The sequence below is a fragment of the Streptomyces sp. NPDC048825 genome (assembly GCF_043198355.1).
Taxonomy (GTDB): Bacteria; Actinomycetota; Actinomycetes; order Streptomycetales; family Streptomycetaceae; genus Streptomyces; species Streptomyces xiangluensis.
In genome coordinates, this window is sequence record NZ_JBICUR010000005.1 from 290771 (window position 1) to 308671 (window position 17901).

14 protein-coding genes and 1 riboswitch are annotated in these 17901 nt (G+C 69.3%); of the genes, 12 read left to right on the top strand and 2 right to left on the bottom strand.

From position 1 onward, the window contains the following. The first annotated feature begins 22 nt into the window (after positions 1 to 22). From ACGFNK_RS15335 to ACGFNK_RS15390, 12 genes are all read left to right on the top strand, one after another. Positions 23 to 1504: a protein kinase gene (locus ACGFNK_RS15335; protein WP_393416282.1), complete on the top strand. Its 1482-nt coding sequence runs from the start codon at positions 23 to 25 to the stop codon at positions 1502 to 1504. 142 nt (positions 1505 to 1646) lie between these two features. Further along, positions 1647 to 2294, top strand: a complete 648-nt coding sequence (locus ACGFNK_RS15340; RefSeq protein WP_386343942.1) for a SurA N-terminal domain-containing protein — start codon at positions 1647 to 1649, stop codon at positions 2292 to 2294. A gap of 58 nt (positions 2295 to 2352) precedes the next feature. Beyond that, complete coding sequence (locus ACGFNK_RS15345) at positions 2353 to 3339, top strand: nucleoside triphosphate pyrophosphohydrolase (RefSeq protein WP_393415955.1); 987 nt, start codon at positions 2353 to 2355, stop codon at positions 3337 to 3339. Positions 3340 to 3425: 86 nt separating this feature from the next. Next, on the top strand, positions 3426 to 4748 hold the full coding sequence (locus ACGFNK_RS15350) for a cytochrome P450 (protein ID WP_393415957.1): 1323 nt from the start codon (positions 3426 to 3428) through the stop codon (positions 4746 to 4748). Positions 4749 to 4984: 236 nt separating this feature from the next. Next, the gene (locus ACGFNK_RS15355) at positions 4985 to 5950 is read left to right on the top strand and encodes a transglycosylase family protein (protein ID WP_393415959.1); all 966 of its coding nucleotides are present in this window, start codon (positions 4985 to 4987) and stop codon (positions 5948 to 5950) included. Between the two features lie 205 nt (positions 5951 to 6155). Then, positions 6156 to 6324, top strand: a riboswitch (cyclic di-AMP (ydaO/yuaA leader). A 4-nt stretch (positions 6325 to 6328) separates the two neighbouring features. Then, positions 6329 to 7024 carry a transglycosylase family protein gene (locus tag ACGFNK_RS15360; RefSeq protein WP_388679129.1) on the top strand — a complete coding sequence of 232 codons (696 nt, stop codon included), beginning with the start codon at positions 6329 to 6331 and terminating at the stop codon, positions 7022 to 7024. A gap of 268 nt (positions 7025 to 7292) precedes the next feature. Continuing rightward, complete coding sequence (eno, locus tag ACGFNK_RS15365; RefSeq protein WP_344395049.1) at positions 7293 to 8579, top strand: phosphopyruvate hydratase; 1287 nt, start codon at positions 7293 to 7295, stop codon at positions 8577 to 8579. A gap of 90 nt (positions 8580 to 8669) precedes the next feature. Further along, on the top strand, positions 8670 to 9146 hold the full coding sequence (locus ACGFNK_RS15370; protein WP_393415962.1) for a septum formation initiator family protein: 477 nt from the start codon (positions 8670 to 8672) through the stop codon (positions 9144 to 9146). Between the two features lie 20 nt (positions 9147 to 9166). Continuing rightward, a complete protein-coding gene (locus ACGFNK_RS15375) occupies positions 9167 to 9763 on the top strand; it encodes a DUF501 domain-containing protein (RefSeq protein ID WP_393416284.1) in 597 nt (198 codons plus the stop codon). Next, positions 9760 to 10722, top strand: a complete 963-nt coding sequence (locus ACGFNK_RS15380) for an exopolyphosphatase (RefSeq protein WP_393415964.1) — start codon at positions 9760 to 9762, stop codon at positions 10720 to 10722. The genes ACGFNK_RS15375 and ACGFNK_RS15380 overlap by 4 nt, the downstream gene beginning before the upstream one ends. A gap of 423 nt (positions 10723 to 11145) precedes the next feature. Beyond that, positions 11146 to 12558 (top strand): NAD(P)/FAD-dependent oxidoreductase, encoded by a 1413-nt coding sequence (locus tag ACGFNK_RS15385; protein WP_393415966.1) that lies wholly within the window; start codon positions 11146 to 11148, stop codon positions 12556 to 12558. A 445-nt stretch (positions 12559 to 13003) separates the two neighbouring features. Continuing rightward, positions 13004 to 14293: a class I SAM-dependent methyltransferase gene (locus ACGFNK_RS15390; RefSeq protein ID WP_393415968.1), complete on the top strand. Its 1290-nt coding sequence runs from the start codon at positions 13004 to 13006 to the stop codon at positions 14291 to 14293. Between the two features lie 60 nt (positions 14294 to 14353). On the opposite strand, the gene ACGFNK_RS15395 is transcribed toward ACGFNK_RS15390, so the two are convergent. Further along, positions 14354 to 16888 carry an ABC transporter permease gene (locus ACGFNK_RS15395; RefSeq protein WP_393415970.1) on the bottom strand — a complete coding sequence of 845 codons (2535 nt, stop codon included), beginning with the start codon at positions 16886 to 16888 and terminating at the stop codon, positions 14354 to 14356. 228 nt (positions 16889 to 17116) lie between these two features. Next, complete coding sequence (locus tag ACGFNK_RS15400; RefSeq protein WP_393415972.1) at positions 17117 to 17890, bottom strand: ABC transporter ATP-binding protein; 774 nt, start codon at positions 17888 to 17890, stop codon at positions 17117 to 17119. Positions 17891 to 17901: the final 11 nt, after the last annotated feature.

Below are 17901 nucleotides of genomic sequence, written 5' to 3' on the forward strand. Positions count from 1 at the left end.
CGTGATCACCGGACGCTACGAACTGTCCACGCTCATCGGCCAGGGCGGCATGGGCCAGGTGTGGACGGCATACGACCAGCGTCTGGACCGGCGCGTCGCGGTCAAGCTGCTGCGCCCCGACAAGGTCGCGGGCCAGGAGGCCGACGAGCTGCGCCGCCGTTTCGTACGCGAGTGCCGCGTCACCGCCCAGGTCGACCACCCCGGCCTGGTCACCGTGCACGACGCGGGCACCGAGGGCGAGGAGCTGTTCCTCGTCATGCAGTACGTCGACGGAGTCGACCTCTCCGGCCACTTCGCCGAGCACACTCCGTACCCCTGGCAGTGGGCCGTCGCGGTCGCCGCCCAGCTGTGCGCCGTACTGTCCGCGGTGCACGCCGTGCCGATCGTGCACCGCGACCTGAAGCCCCGCAATGTGATGGTCAAGCAGGACGGCACGGTCACCGTGCTCGACCTCGGTGTCGCCTCCGTCATGGACACGGACACGACCCGCCTCACCCACACCGGCTCACCCATCGGCAGCCCCGCCTATATGGCGCCCGAGCAGGCGATGGGCGGCGCGGTCGGCCCGTACACCGACCTGTACGCGCTGGGCGTGCTGCTGCACGAACTGCTCAGCGGCGATGTGCCGTTCTCGGGCTCCACCGCCCTCGGCGTGCTCCACCGGCACCTCTACGAACCGCCCGTTCCGGTACGCCAACTGCGCCCCGAAGTCCCCGAGCCGCTCGAAGCCCTCGTCCTGCGCCTGCTCTCCAAGGACCCGCAGCACCGCCCGGCCTCCGCGCAGGACACCTACGAGCAACTGCTCCCGATGCTCCCCGCGCGCGGAATCCCGAGCGGCGGCCCGCTCGACCCGGCGCGCCCCTTCCTGCGCCCGCACGCTCCCTGGCCCGACCGGGCCCGCACCCCCGCGGCCCAGCCGCAGGCCACCCCGGCCGTGGAGAAACCCGATGTCGCGCGCGCCGTCGACGAGGTCAAGCAACTCCTCGGCGAAGGCCGTATCACGCAGGCCGTCGACATCCTCGGCTCGATCCTCCCGGCCGCTGCCGAACAGCACGGCGAGCACTCGCCCGTCGTCCGCACCCTGCGCAAGCAGTACGCGGCCACGCTGATGGACGACGGCCAGTTCCGCCGCGCCCTGCCCGAGCTGCGCCGCCTCGCCGACGAGCGCGCCAAGGAGGCGGGCCAGGCCGACCCGCAGTCCCTGCGCTTCCGCTACGAGGCCGCCCAGTGCCTCGAACAGCTCGGCGAACCAGCCGCCGCGCTCGCGGAGTACCGGTCCCTGCTGCCGTACTACGAGAACCAGTACGTGGCCGGCGACCCCGAGCTCGCCTACGACGTACGCCGCCGCATCGGCCACCTCCTCCTCGCCCTCGGCGACCGGGGAGCCGCCCACGAAACGCTGGCCCGGCTGCTCCTCGACGTGGAGCGCCTCCAGGGGCCGGGCCGCCCGATGGCCGTGGAGATCCGGCGGACGCTGCAATGGCTGGGCCAAGTGCGCGGTTAGTGACGTCGCAGGGACTTCGAGGCAGTACGGAACTCTTGGCGAATCGTTGGGTCGAATGGGTGGCCGAGAGCCGGTCCCCTGCCTACCATCGATCACCGCAAGACTTTGTGCACCGCCGCACAAGCTCCCACTGGAGGTCTCCTTGCACCGCCGCCGTCGCACCGCGCTCCTCCTCGCCGCCACGCTCGCCACCGCGGCCCCTCTCCTCACCGCCTGCGGAGACGAGGCGCATCCCGGTGCCGCGGCCGTCGTCGGCGACGACCGGATCACGGTCTCCCAGCTGGAGAACCGGGTGAGCGAGGTGCGTACCGCGCAGCGGGCCGCCATCGCGGACGACACCCAGTACGGGCAGGCCATCGCCCAGTCCGGCGGCCTCACCCGCGAGATCCTCAACAACATGGTCCTGGACCGTGTGCTGCACCGCGCCGCCCAGGACGCGGGCGTGACCGTCTCCCGCAACGAGGTCACGCGGGTCCGGGCCGATCTCGAGGACAAGCCGGGTGGTGTCGAGGCGCTGGAGAGGGACTGGTTGCAGACGTACGGCATCCCGCCGGAGCGGATCGACGAGAACCTCCGCCTCCAGCTCGAGGCCCAGAAGCTCGCCGCCCAGCTGGGCACCGACACCAGCGGGCCCGCGTTCTGGAAGGCCCTGTCCGACGCCTCCAAGAAACTCGACGTCGACCTGAACCCGCGCTACGGCACTTGGGACCCCGAGAAGAACAGCCGCGTCGAGGCCAAGCTGCCGTGGCTGCGCCAGGTCACGCAGGCGGGCAGCCAGGAGACGGCGTAATCGCTGTCCGCGTCTTCCGCGTAATCCGCGTCTGCTGTCCGACCTTGTTGTCGGTGGCGTGGGTTACGTTCGAGGGGTGAACGCATCCAGCCCGGGGCGCATCGTCCTGCTCACCACCAGCCATCGCGTCGCGCCCGGACTCCTGTCCTGGCCCGCCTGGCAGGCGCTGCACGACGCCGACCGCGTCCTGTGCGCGGACGGCGCCCACCCCCAGCTGCCGTATCTGCGCGAGGCCGGCGTCAAGGTCGACGAGGCGGCCCCGACCGCCGAGGAACTCGTCGACGCCTGCGCCGGCGGCCACACGGTGACCGTGGTCGCCACAGGCGAGGGCGAGCCCCAACTGACCGACGGACTCGCCCGCCTGGCCGGCTCCGGCCGCGTCCAGATGCCCGACCTGGAACTGCTCCCCGCCTCGTACGACCTCCCCGGCGCCCGCCTCCTCGACCTCGTCCAGGTCATGGACCGCATCCGAGCCGAATGCCCCTGGTCCTCCCAGCAGACCCACAAGGGACTCGCGAAATACGGCATCGAGGAGGCGTACGAACTCGTCGAGGCGATCGAGGAGGGCGACCGCCACGAGCTGCGGGAGGAACTGGGCGATGTCCTGCTCCAGGTCGTCTTCCATGCCCGGATAGCGGAGGAAGGCCGCCCGGAGGATGGTTCGGAACCCTTCTCCATAGACGACGTCGCAGGCGGCATCGTCACCAAGCTCATCCACCGCCACCCCCACGTCTTCGGCGACGAAACCGCCACGACGCCCGAAGAGGTCAAGGCCCATTGGCTGCGCACCAAGGCGGCGGAGAAGCAGCGCACGTCCGTGACGGAGGGCGTCCCACTGGGTCAGCCCGGTCTGGCCCTGGCAGCGAAGCTGGCATCCCGCGTACGCACAGCGGGACTTGAAGTGCCGATACCGCAGGGCGAGGGCGTCGGTTACGAACTGCTGGCGATGGCGGCACGCGCCGAGGCGGACGGGGTGGACCCGGAGGCGGCGCTGCGGGCTGCCGCGCGGGCCTATCGGGATGCGATACGGGCTGCGGAGGGCTGACGCGGCAGTGTGGCCGGGGCTGCTGCGACTGAGGTAGCTGCACCGTGGAGATACGTCGGCCAGGGCGGGCGGCTACGGTCAAAGGCATGCACGACCAGCCGCCTGCTCAGAGCGCCGCCCTCGCCGGCCCGCCCCCCGAACTCTTCACCTGGGAGTTCGCCACCGACCCCTACCCGGCGTACGCCTGGCTCCGTGAGCACGCCCCCGTGCACAAGACCCGGCTCCCGAGTGGAGTCGAGGCCTGGCTGGTCACCCGGTACGCGGATGCCAAGCAGGCCCTCGCTGATCAGCGGCTCAGCAAGAACCCCGCTCACCACGACGAACCCGCTCACGCCAAGGGCAAGACAGGTATCCCCGGTGAGCGCAAAGCCGAGTTGATGACTCATCTGCTCAATATCGATCCGCCGGATCACACACGGCTCCGGCGGCTCGTGGCCAAGGCGTTCACCCCGCGCCGTGTGGCCGAATTCGCGTCGCGCGTCCAGGAGTTGGCCGACCAGCTCATCGATCAGTTCGCGGACAGGGGCAGCGCCGATCTCATTCACGAGTTCGCCTTCCCGCTCCCCATCTACGCGATCTGCGATCTGCTCGGCGTCCCCCGCGAGGACCAGGACGACTTCCGGGACTGGGCGGGGATGATGATCCGGCACGGGGGAGGACCGCGCGGCGGCGTTGCCCGGTCCGTGAAGAAGATGCGTGGCTATCTCGCCGAGCTCATCCACCGCAAGCGTGCAGCGCTCCCGGACGAAGCCACCCCCGGCGAAGACCTCATCTCCGGACTCATCCGCGCCTCCGACCACGGCGAGCACCTCACCGAGAACGAGGCCGCCGCCATGGCCTTCATCCTCCTGTTCGCCGGTTTCGAGACCACGGTCAATTTGGTGGGCAACGGGGTGTATGCGCTGCTCACGCACCCCGAGCAGCGGTATCGATTGCAGAAGTCCCTGGCAGCCGGAAAAACGGACCTCCTCGAAACCGGCGTCGAGGAGCTGCTCCGGTACGACGGCCCCGTGGAGCTGGCCACCTGGCGGTTCGCGACGGAGGCGGTCACCATCGGCGGGCAGCACATCGCGGTCGGCGACCCCGTACTCGTCGTACTCGCCGCCGCCGACCGTGACCCCGAGCGGTTCGACGACCCCGACACCCTCGACCTCGGCAGACGCGACAACCAGCACCTCGGTTATGGGCACGGCATCCACTACTGCCTAGGCGCACCCCTCGCCCGGCTGGAGGGCCGGACCGCACTCGCGACGCTCCTCACCCGCCTCCCCGATCTGCAACTGGCAGCGGATTCAGCGGATTTGCGGTGGCGTGGGGGACTCATCATGCGCGGCCTGCGGACGTTGCCCGTCAGCTTCACCCCCACTTCGCCCGGTCTCAGCGCCGGCGAAGCCCGGACTCAAAACTGACGAACCCCCAGCTCAAAGCTGACGTACCCTCAGGTCCGTGATCTTCACGTGATCTGCGCTACATCTACTGGTGACAAGTGATCGGGTCCCACTAGGTTCACGCGAAAGCGGACCTCATCAGTCTCATTGGTCACACCCATGTCACACACTGTCGCGTGAAAGGCAACCGCATGCTCTCCGGGAACGGTCGACACCGTCGCCCTCGTCAGGCGCCGGCTCTCTTTGTGGCGGCAGGGGTGACCGGATCGGCCATCGCGATCCCCCTCCTCGCGGCGAGCAGCGCGAGTGCCGCCAGTGGTGCGACCTGGGACGCGGTCGCGGAGTGCGAGAGCGGCGGCCGGTGGAGCGCCAACTCCGGCAACGGGGAGTACGGCGGCCTCCAGATTGCCCAGGGGGAGTGGGAGCAGTACGGCGGTCTCGACTACGCGATGAGGGCTGACCTGGCCAGTCGCTCGCAGCAGATAGCCGTCGCCGAGAAGATCCTTGCGGACAAGGGTACGAGCCCCTGGGCGACCTGTGGACTGGTCGCGGGCCTGACACAGAACTCCGACTCGGCCGACGTTGATACGGGCCTGGCGCAGGACTCGCCCACGCCGACCTCCACTCCGCCCACCGAGGCGGACTCCGGATCGGGCTCCGATTCGGGGCGGACGTCAAGTGACGACTTCCTAAAGGATGATTCGTCCGACAGTTCCGACTCATCCGATACATCCGCTGATTCGGGATCGTCCGGTAGGTCCGGGTCGTCCACCGCCACCTCGCGGGATTCCGGCGGCGACTCCACCGCCGAATCACCGGACCTCGACAGCTCGCCCAGTCCGCCCACAGGCGCGACGAATGAGGGCGACTCGGGCAACTCCGGCCAGAACGCCGACTCTTCGACCGGAGAGAGTGAGAGCACAAACACAGAGGAGGGCGCCGGCCGTCATCGCGGCGGCAGCGCCGAAGAGGACGCCGATGCCTCCCGTGCGGACGACTCCACCGGCCGGCATGCCTCTCGCGCGGACCGCGCCTCACGCGATGCGGCGGACGCTGCGGACGGCTCGTACACCGTCCGTTCCGGAGACAGCCTCTCGGCAATCGCCGACTCCCTTGACCTCCAAGGCGGATGGCCCGAGTTGTACTCCGCGAACAAGCACACTGTCGGCGCCGATCCGGACCTCATCCTCCCCGGTCAGCGCCTTGAACTCGGCGCAGACTGAGTGGTGTGCAAGGTGCCGAACCAGGCCAAAAGTGGCGGCAGTTCGTGCCGGATGTCCGGTTTGGTGAAAGTGAGACATGGATCTCAAAGGCCCTGATCGTCTTTGAAATTCGGCGGATCGCATGTTTACGGTCGTGACCGCTCGCCACAGCGGGCCCCGACGGACGTCACGCCGAATCCTGCCAACGGCCGTACGGGAACAGTCGTCGCGTAAAGCGCCGTAGGCAGGAGCGGGGGACCCAAGGTAAGTGCCGGGCCCGGTCGTCGAGACCGGGTGCGGCTTGGGGTGAAGTCGTGCGGAGCGATCCGCACGGCCGGGCAACTCACCAGGCCCGAACCCGACAGCTCACCTCGTAGGCGTCGGTGAGGGGATCTCTTCATGCTGCTTTCCGGCAAGGGCAAGCACCGTCGCCCGTCCAAGGCCACCCGCATAGCCACGCTCGCCGGTGTCACCGGTGCCGCCATCGCCGCCCCGCTGATGGTGTCGGGTACGGCCTCCGCCGCCACCGCCTCCGAGTGGGACGCCGTCGCGCAGTGCGAGTCGGGCGGCAACTGGTCCATCAACACGGGCAACGGCTACTACGGCGGCCTGCAGTTCTCCGCCTCCACCTGGGCCGGCTACGGCGGCACGAAGTACGCCGCCACCGCCGACCAGGCCAGCAAGGCCCAGCAGATCGAGATCGCCGAGAAGGTCCTCGCGGGCCAGGGCAAGGGTGCCTGGCCGGTCTGCGGCAAGGGTCTGTCGAGCGCCGCGTACACCGGCGGCGGCTCCTCGGGCTCCGGTGCCGCGCAGGAGAACACCCAGCAGTCCCAGCAGCAGAGCGCCCCGGCCCAGGAGGAGCGCGCCTCCCGCTCCGCGGACCGCCCGGCTGCCAAGAAGACCGTCACCACCCCGACCGGCAAGAAGGTCAAGAAGGGTGACGGCGAGTACAAGGTCGTCAAGGGTGACACCCTCAGCGAGATCGCCACGGAGAACGACGTCAAGGGCGGCTGGCAGAAGCTGTTCAAGCTGAACGACGACATCGTCGACAACGCGGACGTCATCTATCCGGGCCAGCAGCTGCACCTCAGCTGAACTGAGCCCCGGCTCAGCTGAAGCCCGGCCCCCAGAGCGGCTGAAGCCGAGCCCCCAGCGGTCCCGCCCCGGTGCGTCTTCCCCCGTACGCACCGGGGCGGGACTTTTTGTTCCGTTCGGAAACATTTTGCTTTCGGTTAGGTCCATGAGAGGGGCGGACGGCTGGCCGATCGCCCGGAGCCGGTTAGGCTCGTCATCGCGGAGCCGCCGCGGCTTCGCGCTGTGCGGGCCCAGCGGCCCGCGTAACCGCGTCACATCCCAGAAGGAGATGCTCGTGCCGTCCATCGACGTCGTCGTAGCCCGGGAAATCCTGGACTCCCGAGGCAATCCCACGGTCGAGGTCGAGGTCGGCCTCGACGACGGCAGCACGGGTCGTGCCGCCGTTCCGTCCGGCGCCTCCACGGGCGCCTTCGAGGCTGTCGAACTCCGCGACGGAGACGCCAACCGCTACCTCGGCAAGGGTGTCGAGAAGGCCGTCCTCGCCGTCATCGAGCAGCTCGGCCCGGAGCTCGTCGGTTACGACGCCACCGAGCAGCGGCTGATCGACCAGGCCATGATCGACCTGGACGCCACCGACAACAAGGGCTCGCTCGGCGCCAACGCCATCCTCGGCGTCTCCCTCGCCGTCGCGCACGCCGCCTCCGAGGCCAGCGACCTCCCGCTGTTCCGTTACCTGGGCGGGCCGAACGCGCACCTGCTGCCCGTACCGATGATGAACATCCTGAACGGCGGCTCGCACGCCGACTCGAACGTGGACATCCAGGAGTTCATGATCGCCCCCATCGGCGCGGAGTCCTTCTCCGAGGCGCTGCGCTGGGGCGCCGAGGTCTACCACACCCTCAAGAAGGTGCTGAAGACCAAGGGCCTGTCCACCGGCCTCGGCGACGAGGGCGGCTTCGCCCCGAACCTGGAGTCCAACCGCGCCGCCCTCGACCTCATCATCGAGGCCATCAAGGAGGCCGGTTACCAGCCCGGCGAGCAGGTGGCCCTCGCGCTCGACGTCGCCGCCTCCGAGTTCTACAAGGACGGCTCGTACCTCTTCGAGGGCAAGTCGCGCTCGGCCGCCGAGATGACGGAGTACTACGAGGAGCTCGTCGCCTCGTACCCGCTCGTCTCCATCGAGGACCCGCTGTTCGAGGACGACTGGGCCGGCTGGAAGGTCATCACCGACAAGATCGGCGACAAGGTCCAGATCGTCGGCGACGACCTCTTCGTCACCAACCCGGAGCGCCTCGCCCGCGGTATCGAGGAGGGCTCCGCCAACGCCCTGCTGGTCAAGGTCAACCAGATCGGCTCGCTGACCGAGACCCTGGACGCCGTCGAGATGGCCCAGCGCAACGGCTTCAAGTGCATGATGTCCCACCGCTCCGGCGAAACCGAGGACGTCACCATCGCCGACCTCGCCGTCGCGGTGAACTGCGGCCAGATCAAGACCGGCGCCCCGGCCCGCTCGGACCGCGTCGCCAAGTACAACCAGCTGCTGCGCATCGAGGAGATCCTCGACGACGCGGCGGTGTACGCGGGCCGTTCGGCGTTCCCCCGCTTCAAGGGCTGACCTACACAGGCACCTCCTTGCCTACGTCCCCGTACACGGTCCCGTACCGTGTGCGGGGACGTACGCGTGTATGAAGGGGAGGCGGGTGACATGGCCGGGAAGGACCGGGACCGGTTCTCCACCGCGACCAGGCTGCGGCTGCTCGGCGAGCAGACGGCGGCGCGCGTCTACCGCTCCCAGACCAGGCGTCAGGCCCGCCGCTCCCGGCTGACCGGGCGGGCCGCGCTCCTCGCCCTCGTCCTGTGCACCCTCGTCGTCGCCCTCGCGTATCCGACCCGGCAGTACGTCTCCCAGCGCGCCGAGATCGCCGAACTCGAGCGGGAGCGGGAGCAGGCCCGTGAGCAGGTCGAGCAGCTGCGCGACCTCAAGGCACGCTGGCAGGACGACGCGTACGCCGAGCAGCGGATCCGCGAGCGCCTGCACTACGTGAAGCCGGGCGAGACCGGCTACATCGTGATCGATCCGCACGCGGCGAAGAAGTCGCGTACGACGCAGGGGGCGGCCGCCCGCCCCTGGTACGCCAATGTCTGGGACGGGGTCGACAAGGCCGACCGCGCCGACCAGTGAATGCGATGAGAAAGACAGTTATGGAAACCCCTCCGCCTCCCACCCCGCGAACCGAGCCCACCGACGCGGACGTCGAGGCCTTCAAACAGCAGCTCGGCCGCCCGCCGCGAGGCCTGCGCGCGATCGCGCACCGTTGCCCGTGCGGTCAGCCCGACGTGGTCGAGACGGCTCCGCGGCTGCCGGACGGTACGCCGTTCCCGACGACGTACTACCTGACGTGCCCTCGGGCCGCCTCCGCGATCGGCACCCTCGAGGCGAACGGCGTCATGAAGGAGATGACGGAGCGGCTGGCCGCCGACCCCGACCTGGCCGCCGCGTACAGCGCCGCCCACGAGGACTACCTCGCCCGCCGCGACGCCATCGAGGTCCTGGAGGGCTTCCCGAGCGCGGGCGGCATGCCGGACCGGGTGAAGTGCCTGCACGTGCTCGTGGCCCACTCCCTGGCCGCGGGCCCCGGCGTGAACCCGCTGGGCGACGAGGCGCTCGCGATGCTGCCCGAGTGGTGGTGGAAGGGGCCGTGCGTGATGCCGTCCCAGTCCCAGGAGGACATCGTGAAGCCCGGCGCCAACGGAGGCGGGTTCTTCAGCACCGAGGAAGAGGAAGGTGGCAAGAAGTGACACGCGTCGCCGCCGTCGACTGCGGTACGAACTCCATCCGCCTCCTCGTCGCCGACGCGGACCCATCGACCGGCGAACTCATCGACCTGGACCGGCGGATGACCATCGTCCGGCTCGGCCAGGGCGTCGACCGGACGGGCCGCCTCGCGCCCGAGGCGCTGGAGCGGACGTTCGCCGCCTGCAAGGAGTACGCGGCGATCATCAAGGAGCATGGAGCGGAGCGCGTCCGCTTCGTGGCGACCTCCGCCTCCCGGGACGCCGAGAACCGCGATGACTTCGTGCGGGGCGTCCTGGACATCCTGGGCGTAGAGCCCGAGGTCATCACCGGTGACGAGGAGGCGGAGTTCTCCTTCACGGGCGCGACCAAGGAGCTGAGCGGCCGGGCGGACCTCGCCAAGCCCTACCTGGTCGTGGACATCGGCGGCGGCTCGACCGAGTTCGTCGTCGGCGACGACCACGTACGCGGCGCACGCTCGGTCGACATCGGCTGCGTACGCATGACGGAACGCCACCTCCTGCACGGCGGAGTGGTCGCCGATCCGCCGACTCCCGCTCAGATCAGCGCCATTCGCGCCGACATCGAGGCGGCCCTCGACCTCGTCGAGCAGAGCGTCCCCCTGCGCGAGGCCCGCACGCTGGTCGGGCTCGCGGGTTCCGTCACCACGGTGTCGGCCATCGCGCAGAACCTCCCGGCGTACGACCCGGCCGCCATCCACCACTCCCGGGTCCCGTACGCCCGCGTCCGCGAGATCACCGAGTCCCTCCTGACCTCCACCCACGCCGAGCGCGCCGCGATCCCCTCGATGCACCCGGGCCGCGTGGACGTCATCGGCGCCGGCGCCCTCGTACTCCTGACGATCATGGAGCGGATCGGGGCGGAGGAGGTCGTCGTGAGCGAGCACGACATCCTTGACGGGATCGCTTGGAAGGCCGCAGAGGATCTTGAGCAGGCCTCTTAAGCTACCCATGGGTAGTAACGCCTGAGCGGTTCCGGTAACGTATGAGCGTGCTTGAGGGACCCCGGAAGCCCTCTCGGAAACGTCCCGCCGAGAAAGTTCGTGAAGTTCTTCACAAGGAAATCTGCCCTGCTGGGGGACGTTTTTTGACGTCTGAGGCGGGTCAGGGGTCGTGCGGGGTCCCGGAGCGCGTGCGCGAGGCCGTTAACGGGGTGCCGGCAGGCGGGGGAATGAGCGACTGGTTCAGCCGGGTCGCAGGCCCAAAGAGCAGCTCACGCGGTGTTGACAACACCTCAAAGCCCCCCATGGTTCCCCCGCGGAGGCGGGGGGCGGGAAATGTGGGCCGGGCAGTGTAGCAGAGGGTGCGATGGAGCTTGTGAAGGGGCGCACGAGCTACCCCCCTGAAGCGGGTGGATACTCGATGGCATGAGCACCACGGAGCGTCCCAGGATCCTCGTAGTAGGCGGTGGGTACGTAGGCCTGTACGCAGCTCGGCGCATTCTGAAGAAGATGCGCTACGGCGAGGCGACCGTCACGGTCGTCGACCCCCGGTCGTACATGACCTACCAGCCCTTCCTCCCCGAAGCCGCCGCCGGCAGCATTTCGCCTCGGCATGTCGTCGTCCCGCTGCGACGCGTGCTGCCCAAGGCGGAAGTTCTGACCGGCCGGGTCACCACCATCGACCAGGACCGCAAGGTCGCCACGATCGCCCCCCTCGTGGGTGAGGCGTACGAGCTGCCTTTCGACTACCTCGTCATCGCGATGGGCGCGGTCTCCCGCACCTTCCCGATCCCCGGCCTTGCCGAGCAGGGCATCGGCATGAAGGGCATCGAGGAGGCCATCGGCCTGCGCAACCACGTGCTTGAGCAGCTCGACAAGGCGGACTCCACGAACGACGAAGAGGTCCGGCGCAAGGCGCTCACCTTCGTCTTCGTCGGCGGCGGCTTCGCGGGTGCGGAGACCATCGGCGAGGTCGAGGACATGGCCCGCGACGCGGCCAAGTACTACAGCAACGTGTCCCGTGAGGACATGCGGTTCATCCTCGTCGACGCCGCGGACAAGATCCTCCCCGAGGTCGGCCCGAAGCTCGGCGCGTACGGCAAGGAGCACCTGGAGTCCCGCGGGGTCGAGGTGTACCTGTCGACCTCCATGGACTCCTGCGTCGACGGCCACGTGGTGCTGAAGAACGGCCTCGAGGTCGACTCCAGCACGATCGTCTGGACTGCCGGCGTCAAGCCGAACCCCGTGCTCTCCCGCTTCGGTCTGCCGCTCGGCCCGCGCGGTCACGTCGACACCCAGGCGACCCTCCAGGTCCAGGGCACCGACTACATCTGGGCCGCCGGCGACAACGCCCAGGTGCCGGATGTCGCCGCCCGCAAGGCCGGCGTCGAGAACGCCTGGTGCCCGCCGAACGCCCAGCACGCGCTGCGTCAGGCGCGGGTCCTCGGCGGCAACGTGATCTCCGGTATGCGGGGCTTCCCGCAGAAGGAGTACGCGCACGCCAACAAGGGTGCGGTGGCCGGTCTCGGCCTCCACAAGGGCGTCGCGATGATCGTCATGGGCAAGATGAAGATCAAGCTCAAGGGGCGGCTCGCCTGGTACATGCACCGCAGCTACCACGGCTTTGCGATGCCGACGTGGAACCGCAAGATCCGGGTCTTCGCCGACTGGACGCTTGCGGTGTTCCTCAAGCGCGAGGTCGTCTCGCTCGGCGCCATCGAGACGCCGCGCGAGGAGTTCTACGAGGCGGCCAAGCCGGCGCCCAGGGTGGCCCAGTCCGCCGAGGCCCAGCTCCCGCCGACCCGCGCCAAGTCGGAGGAGAAGGCCAAGGCCTCCTGACCTCCGGTCACTGCTCGACCCGAAGGGGCTCCTCGCCATCCGTGGTGCGGGGGGCTCCTTCGGCGTTTTCTCGCCCCCGCCGCCCTTACCCGTCCCATCCCGGGGCCAGCCCCGGGGCCGGGGCTGGCCCCCAGACCCCCATCGGCCTGAACGGCCTCGTCCTCAAACGCCGGACGGGCTGATTGATGCCGGCCCGGGCTGACAAAGGTTGGCCGGGGAAAATCGGCCCCTCCGGCGATTGAGGAGCGGGGGTTCGGGGGCAGAGCCCCTGGCGGGGGTTCGGGCCGGCCCGGGGGGTGGGACGGGTGGGGGCGGCGGGGGCGAAAGCCCACAACCCGCACCCCATTTTGCGCAGATGTAATGCTTTTGCGGGACTGCGCTCCGGCCCCCGCAGTGTTTACGTGGTGTTGGACTCTCGGGATCCATCGTCACGGAGGTGTGCGCCATGCAGGACGCCGCACTGCGGCTCAAGACTCTCCTCGAACAGCTGCTGGGGGTCCCGCTCCCGGTGCGTCTGCGCGCCTGGGACGGTTCGGAAGCGGGTCCGCCTGGCGCCCCCGCCCTCGTCGTACGCAATCGCCGTGCAGTTCGCCGACTGCTGTGGAAGCCGGGGGAGCTGGGGCTCGCCCGGGCCTGGGTCGCCGGTGATCTGACCGTGGACGGTGACTTCTACACCGCCCTCGACCTGATGTCGGGGCTCGTATGGGATCGCGGCGAGGACGCCAGAAGCCTGGGCGAGACGCTGCGGGATCCCGAGGCACGGGCCGCCGTGCGCGGGCTCGTGATGATGGCATGGCCCCCGCTGCCGCCCGCCCCGCCCCGCGAGGAGGTGCGCCGGCGCTCCCATCTGCACACCAAGCGCACCGACAGACGCGCCATCAGCCACCACTACGACGTCGGCAACGACTTCTACGAAATCGTCCTCGGGCCGTCCATGGTCTACTCGTGCGCGTACTGGCCCGCCCCGGACGCCACCCTCGAGGACGCCCAGCGCGACAAGCTCGAACTCATCGCCCGCAAGCTGGACTTGAAGCCGGGCGGGCGGCTGCTCGACGTCGGCTGCGGCTGGGGTTCGATGGCCATCCACGCCGCCCGCGAGCACGGCGTGAGCGTCGTCGGCGTCACGCTGTCGCACGAGCAGGCCGCGTACGCCCGCAAGCGCGTCGCCGACGAAGGGCTCACCGACCGCGTCGAGATCCGCGTCCAGGACTACCGTGACGTCGCCGACGGACCGTACGACGCGATCTCCTCCGTCGGCATGGCCGAACACGTCGGCAGCGAACGGTATTTGGAGTACGCCCGAACCCTGTTCGCCCTGCTCAAGCCGGGCGGGCGGCTCCTGAACCACCAGATCGGCCGTCGTCCGCGGCGCGACGAATCGGCGTACGAGGTCGACGAGTTCATCGACGCGTACGTCTTCCCGGACGGCGAGCTCGCGCCCATCGGCAGCACCGTCACGCAACTTGAGCGCGCCGGCTTCGAGGTGCGCGACGTCGAATCGATCCGCGAGCACTACGCGCTCACCCTGCGCCGCTGGGTCGCCAACCTGGAGGCCGGCTGGCCGCTCGCGGTTCGCCTCACCAGCCCCGGCCGCGCCCGCGTCTGGCGCCTCTACATGGCCGCTTCCGCCGTCGCCTTCGAACGCAACCGCATCGGCGTGAACCAGGTTCTCGCCGTGCGGACCCCCGATTCCGGCGCGTCCGGGATGCCGCTGCGGGCGCGTACCTGGGGCTGAAACGCCGAGGGCCCCGTTCCCTCCCGGCCTCCCGGGAACGGGGCCCTTGTGCGCGTACGGCTATTCCGTCTTGATCGCGTTCAGCATGTTCAGCTTCGCGGCGTTGCGGGCCGGCCACAGCGCGGCCAGGACGCCCACCAGACCGGCCAGCACCAGGAAGATCCCGATCCGGTCCCAGGGCAGGACCAGCGCGTAGCCCGGGATCGCTTCCGCGATGGTCTCGCCGATCGCCCAGCCGAGGAACGAGCCGAGACCGATGCCGATGACCGCGCCGAACACCGAGATGACCACGGCCTCCAGCCGGACCATCCGCTTCACCCGGCGCCGGTCGAGACCGATCGCCCGCAGCATGCCGATTTCCTGCTGCCGTTCGAAGACCGACATCGCGAGGGTGTTGACCACGCCCAGCACCGCGATGATCAGGGCCATCGCCAGCAGGCCGTACATGATGTTCAGCATCGTGTTGATGGCGCCGCCGAACTCGTTGCGGATGTCCTGCTTGTCCATGACCGTGATCGCGGGGTTGTCGCCCAGCGCGTTGATGAGGACCTTCTCGTTCGCCGAGGTCTGGCCGCCGTCGACCTTCACGAAGATCTGCGGGATGTACGGCTTCACCTCGTGCGGGTTCACGACCTTGGTGTCGATGAGGACGGGGGAGAGGAACTCGCTGTCCTTGTAGACGGCGCCGACTGTCAGCGTGGCCTTCGCCTCGTCGGTGAAGGTGACGTTGACGCTGTCGCCGGACTTCCAGCCCTTGCTCTTGGCCGTCTTTTCGGCGACCGCGATCTGGCCCTTGGCGAGCGAGTCGATGTCGCCGCTGACGACGTCGACGTTCAGGACCTGCTGGATGGCGCCCGGCGTGACCCCCGAAGCGGACACGAAGTCATCGGCACCGACCTCGAGGCCGACGTCCTGCTGCGGCGAGACCGCGGTGACGCCCTTCGCCTTCTCCAGCGCCGTCAGCGCGGACTGGTCGAGGTCCCCGCCGTTCGCCATCGAGACCATGTAGTCGGCTTTGATGTTGTCCGTGGTCATCTTGTCGATGGCCGTGCCGACCGTGATACCGATCACCGACAGGCCGGTCACCAGCGTCAGTCCGATGGCCAGCGCGGAGGCGGTGGCTCCGGTGCGGCGCGGATTGCGTACCGCGTTCTGGCCGGCCAGCTTGCCGGACACCCCGAAGGGGCCGACCAGAAGCGGACGGACGAGCGCGATCACGGGCCGGGACAGCAGCGGGATCAGGATGATCACACCGATCAGCGCGAAGAACGCGCCCGCCCCGATGTACATACGGCCGTCGCTGCCGCCGGTCGAGGCACCCGCCACGATCGCTGCCGCGCCGAGGCCGGTGATGGCCGTACCGATGGAGTTGCGCACCACCAGCGACTTGGTGGTCGCCACTGCGTGGACGCTGCTCATGGCCGCCACCGGCGGGATCTTCGCGGCCCGACGGCCGGGCAGCCAGGCGGCGAACGTCGTGATCAGCACACCGACGCCGATCGCGGCGAGCACCGGCGTGGCGGACAGGATCAGCGGGCCGTCCGGAACCTTCATCTCGAACGCGGCCATTCCGGACCGCAGACCGACCGCAAGACCGATGCCCAGGACGAAGCCGATCACCGAGGCGACCAGGCCCACCACCGCGGCCTCGGCGAGCACTGAGCGGGTGATCTGCTTGCGCGACGCGCCGACGGCGCGCATCAGGGCGATCTCCTTCGTGCGCTGGGCGACCAGCATCGTGAAGGTGTTGGAGATCAGGAAGATCCCGACGAACAGCGCGATGCCCGCGAAGCCGAGCAGGATCTGCTTGAGCGAGCCCAGACCCTGTTCGATGTCCTTGGCCTGCTCGTCCGCGAGCGCCTGGCCGGTCTGGGCCTCGGCCGTGTCGGGCAGCAGCGGCTTGACCGCGGCCAGGATCTTCGCGTCGTTCGCGCCGGAGGCGGCGGTGACGGTGACGCTCTCGAAGTAGCCCGGCTTGAGGTACTGCTTCTGGGCGACCGCGGTGTCGAAGAGGACGAGGCTGCCGCCGGCGTTCACGGCGCCGTCCTCGGTGGTGAACACACCGCTGAGGGTGTACTCCTTCACCGGTCCGTTGGTCGCGACCCGCACCCGGTCGCCGACCTGGTACTCGCCCTTGGTCGCGGATTCCTTGTCCAGGGCGATCTGATCGTCCTTCACCGGGCCCGAGCCGTCGGTGAACGTGTAGGCCGTGTCCTTGCCGTCCTTGCCGGGGGCGAAGTTGGAGCCCTTGTTGGACCAGCCGACGCCGATCAGCTTCCCGTCGGGGTCGGCGACTCCGGCGAAGCCCTCGACTCGGCCGTACACGCCGGCGACGCCGTCCACGGCGGAGATCTTGTCGAGGGTCTTCCGGGAGAGACCGGGCTCTTCCTTGGCGTCGTCCGGGTTGGCGTACGAGGTGACGGCGACGGCGACGTCGTCGTAGCTCTTCGCCGACTGCTTGCGGAAGGCGTTGGAAAGGGTGTCGGCGAAGACCAGGGTGCCGGACACGAACGCCACGCCGAGCATCACGGCGAGCACGGTCATCAACAACCTGGCCTTGTGCGCGAGCACGTTGCGCAGGGCGGTACGGAACATGGTGTCTTCTCAGTCCAGGAGGGGGAGGGGAGAACAGGCCGGTGGGCGAGTCGGGGCCGTATGGCGGTGGCCGACTGCGGGCTCCAGTGAGGCGCGCCCCCTCAGGGGCGCGTGCTGTATCGATTTGCGGCTCCGCAGCGCGGGCGCGACCAGCCCCAAGGGGCCTGCACCCGAGACACGTCGCAGGGGGCCTGGGGTGCAGCCCCAGCTACCGCACAATCAGCAGTCTCAGCTGGTACGCCCCTTGGCATCGAACTGCTTCATCCGGTCCAGCACCGCGTCCGCCGTCGGCCCGTACACCTCATCCACGATGCGCCCGTCGGCGAGGAACACGACGCGGTCGGCGTAGGCAGCCGCGACGGGGTCGTGGGTGACCATCACCACGGTCTGGCCCAACTCCCGTACGGAGTTGCGCAGGAAGCCGAGCACCTCGGCGCCCGAACGCGAGTCGAGGTTCCCGGTCGGCTCGTCGCCGAAGATGATGTCCGGCTTGGAGGCGAGCGCCCGCGCCACGGCGACACGCTGCTGCTGGCCGCCGGAGAGCTGGGCGGGCCGGTGGGTGAGACGGTCGCCCAGACCGACCATCCCGATCACCGAGTTCAGCCACTCCTTGTCGGCCTTGCGGCCCGCGATGTCCATCGGAAGAGTGATGTTCTCCAGCGCCGTCAACGTCGGCAGCAGATTGAACGCCTGGAAGATGAACCCGATCTTGTCCCGCCGAAGCTTCGTCAGCTGCTTGTCCTTGAGGGAGCCGAGCTCCGTGTCACCGATCCGCACGGATCCGGACGAGAACGAGTCCAGGCCCGCCACACAGTGCATCAGCGTGGACTTGCCGGACCCGGAAGGACCCATGATCGCGGTGAGTTCGGCCTGCCGGAAGTCGATGGAGACCCGGTCCAGGGCGACCACCTGGGTCTCGCCCTGTCCGTAGACCTTCGACAGATCCGAGGCGCGCGCGGCCACGGCGGTGGCGCGGCCGGCGATGGGAGTGGTGGTGGTCACGTGGCAGTGCT

Excerpts from the sequence above, each read along its gene's own strand:
- ACGFNK_RS15370 (WP_393415962.1), top strand. The coding sequence starts at position 8,670 with ATGGCCGGGAAGGACCGGGACCGGTTCTCCACCGCGACCAGGCTGCGG.
- eno (WP_344395049.1), top strand. The coding sequence starts at position 7,293 with ATGCTCGTGCCGTCCATCGACGTCGTCGTAGCCCGGGAAATCCTGGAC.
- ACGFNK_RS15375 (WP_393416284.1), top strand. The coding sequence starts at position 9,167 with ATGGAAACCCCTCCGCCTCCCACCCCGCGAACCGAGCCCACCGACGCG.
- ACGFNK_RS15350 (WP_393415957.1), top strand. The coding sequence starts at position 3,426 with ATGCACGACCAGCCGCCTGCTCAGAGCGCCGCCCTCGCCGGCCCGCCC.
- ACGFNK_RS15390 (WP_393415968.1), top strand. The coding sequence starts at position 13,004 with ATGCAGGACGCCGCACTGCGGCTCAAGACTCTCCTCGAACAGCTGCTG.
- ACGFNK_RS15395 (WP_393415970.1), bottom strand. The coding sequence starts at position 16,888 with ATGTTCCGTACCGCCCTGCGCAACGTGCTCGCGCACAAGGCCAGGTTG.
- ACGFNK_RS15385 (WP_393415966.1), top strand. The coding sequence starts at position 11,146 with ATGAGCACCACGGAGCGTCCCAGGATCCTCGTAGTAGGCGGTGGGTAC.
- ACGFNK_RS15360 (WP_388679129.1), top strand. The coding sequence starts at position 6,329 with ATGCTGCTTTCCGGCAAGGGCAAGCACCGTCGCCCGTCCAAGGCCACC.